The organism is Staphylococcus ureilyticus, assembly GCF_002902235.1.
Lineage (GTDB): Bacteria > Bacillota > Bacilli > Staphylococcales > Staphylococcaceae > Staphylococcus > Staphylococcus ureilyticus.
The window spans coordinates 1-2,384 of record NZ_PPRL01000112.1 but is presented as its reverse complement, the minus strand read 5'-3'; the positions used below and the strand labels follow the sequence as shown (position 1 = coordinate 2,384).

3 protein-coding genes and 1 pseudogene are annotated in these 2,384 nt (G+C 28.3%); 2 read left to right on the top strand and 2 right to left on the bottom strand.

Going from position 1 to position 2,384, the window contains the following annotated elements:
* Nucleotides 1–150: 150 nt before the first annotated feature.
* Nucleotides 151–534, top strand: coding sequence for a YxeA family protein (locus CD150_RS10720; RefSeq protein ID WP_073342983.1), 384 nt, complete (start codon nt 151–153; stop codon nt 532–534).
* Between the two features lie 166 nt (nt 535–700).
* Here CD150_RS10720 and CD150_RS10715 read toward each other — a convergent pair.
* Both CD150_RS10715 and qac read right to left on the bottom strand, forming a co-directional pair.
* A pseudogene (locus CD150_RS10715) lies at nt 701–838 on the bottom strand (IS5/IS1182 family transposase); the annotation flags it as partial.
* 208 nt (nt 839–1,046) lie between these two features.
* A complete protein-coding gene (gene qac / locus CD150_RS10710) occupies nt 1,047–1,370 on the bottom strand; it encodes a QacCGHJ group quaternary ammonium compound efflux SMR transporter (RefSeq protein WP_046207463.1) in 324 nt (107 codons plus the stop codon).
* A 216-nt stretch (nt 1,371–1,586) separates the two neighbouring features.
* On the opposite strand from qac, the gene isaB reads away from it, so the two are divergent.
* Nucleotides 1,587–2,066 (top strand): immunodominant staphylococcal antigen IsaB family protein, encoded by a 480-nt coding sequence (gene isaB / locus CD150_RS10705; protein WP_046207464.1) that lies wholly within the window; start codon nt 1,587–1,589, stop codon nt 2,064–2,066.
* Nucleotides 2,067–2,384 lie beyond the last annotated feature (318 nt).

Here is a 2,384-nt window from a genome sequence, read left to right as displayed (position 1 = left end):
TATTTCTATTTATTTAAAAAGTATGGTTAAAACTATATTAGTTTATATATCCAACTGAATTTTAAGTGAAAAAAGATAACAATATTGTAAGTACAATTAATTCATATTGATTGATAAAATAATTTTATATAACGAAAGGAATGATTTTAAATGAAAAAGATATTGATTATAATGCCAGTTGTAATACTAGGTTTAGCAATAATACTAATAGGCATGTACATAGTATCTAATGGAAAAAAGCAAGAGGGAGAAATTGCCGGCATAATTGATCAAATTAACCCCCTAGTGAAGCAAGAAAATAGTTATGTAAAAACCAAAAAGCCTGATAAATTTCTCGAATATGATAGAGTTAGCTACACACAAAATGCTTATAATAAATATGGTGAAAGTAGAGATATAACTTTCACAGCTGCAAAAACTTTAAAGCTAGACAAATATTTGAAAATCACTCATAAAGGAGCCCATGTGGCTACGTATGAAGAAGTGAATAAAATGGATATACCTAAAAAGGCATTGAAGGAAATTGAAAATTAAAAATTATAACTTGGTAACTCACTTTAAAGGGACTTTCAAACAGTTCCTTTTTTTATTATGAACATGAATTAGGATTCTATAGTAAGTCGTATTTTTACTATAGATAAGGCACATTTCAATTTTTCAGAAACGAATTTACTTTGACCATGTTTATATTAATTCTTCCTTTGTATTCGACAAGTTCATATACAAAATTTAAATCTAATATCGCATCGACTTTACGTAATAAATGACTATTAGCGACTAAGTCAGAGATAGAAATCATTTCATATTGATCTCTTTTATCAATTGATTTATTCAACATAATAAACACCATCACTGCTTAATTTACATATATTATAATGATGGCAGTGATTTATGCCGACTCCTGCGGGAATAGCACTAGACGAAGACTACAGATAAGGCAGTGCCCGCGGAAAGCGTGTATAAAAAAACTGCCAACAAAGTTGGAGACTTTGTCGACAGTCTGTAGCCACCTATCTAAGGTGGCTAATAATTTAAAAATTAAGTGTCTAATGAGTTGACCCAAAAGTATTAAGTAATACAACACCCACAATAATAATAGTAATTGAAATGACACTCATCAAATTAATTTGTTCTTTGAAAATTACAACTGACACAATCGTTGTAAGTACCAAACCAAGTCCAGCCCAACTAGCATATGTAATATTTAATGGTAAATATTGTAAAGTTTTGCTTAAAAAATAAAAGCATGCAAGAAATGAAATAATTGTTGCCAAAGTTGGAAAAAGCTTAGAAAAACCTTCAGATGATTTAAGAAATGCACTACCTATGACTTCTCCTACTATAGCTAAAATTAATAATAAATAAGGCATGATATTTTCTCCTTTATAATTGATAATTTCATTTTACTTGTTTAATTAATGAATAATAGACTTGTAATTTTCTAACGATTTGTGAGGTGTCAATTTTTGTGAACTCAAAAATTTTGGGGATTATATTAATCAGTAAATAATTGACTTTTTGTAATATAAGTGTAATATTACAATTGAATCAACTGAGATTCAAAATTTTTACAGGGAGTGTTTAATATGAATAAAGTGTCAAAGATAATGTTATCTTGCGGCCTCGTATTTAGTACAGCAGTAGGTGCAGCAGCAATCGATTCACATCAATCACAAACCCAAGCAGCAGAAACGCCATATTATAACTATACAGGTTATACATCAGCAAACAGTGAATTTATTTTGGATCAAGATTTTATTAATGCAATTAAATACAAAAATTTAACAATTAATGGTTATAAAATTACAAATAGCGATGCAGAAACAGCGGAGATGGTAGATATATATGATCAATCATTTCGTAAAACTGGCGAAAATAAAGCAGATGCTGTTACTTTTGATTTAGATGGTAAAACTGTTTCAAAAAATGATTTATTAACAGTATATGGACCTTCAGATGTAACGGACACACCAGCAGGGAATATGTATGAACGTAATTATAATGGTACATCAATTAAATTTTATGTAAATGATGGCTATGTAACTAAAGTACAAATTAATACTTAAAGTGAAATATAATGTGAGGAATATTAAATAATCAATCAAATTTAATAAATAATGTAGTTAATAAAAGTAGGTTGCACATTATTCCTTAAATTTTTTAGCAGTGTGTACTTTACAAATGCATAGTCATAAAGTGATTAATAGATGATGCTTATGCTTCTTTTTATAAAACTAAATTTCAGTAAACAAACGCTCACCAATTGGTGGGCGTTTTTGTAATAAAAACTATTTTTAGAGTGGGTTTAATAGGTTAAGGCTAAATGAATGAATATAATTATATGTATAATTTTAGAAGTAAAGATTTAAGCATGTGCTTTGAGA

Bases quoted from the DNA above. Each gene is read 5' to 3' on its own strand.
- CD150_RS10720 (WP_073342983.1), top strand. From the start codon at position 151: ATGAAAAAGATATTGATTATAATGCCAGTTGTAATACTAGGTTTAGCA.
- qac (WP_046207463.1), bottom strand. From the start codon at position 1,370: ATGCCTTATTTATTATTAATTTTAGCTATAGTAGGAGAAGTCATAGGT.
- isaB (WP_046207464.1), top strand. From the start codon at position 1,587: ATGAATAAAGTGTCAAAGATAATGTTATCTTGCGGCCTCGTATTTAGT.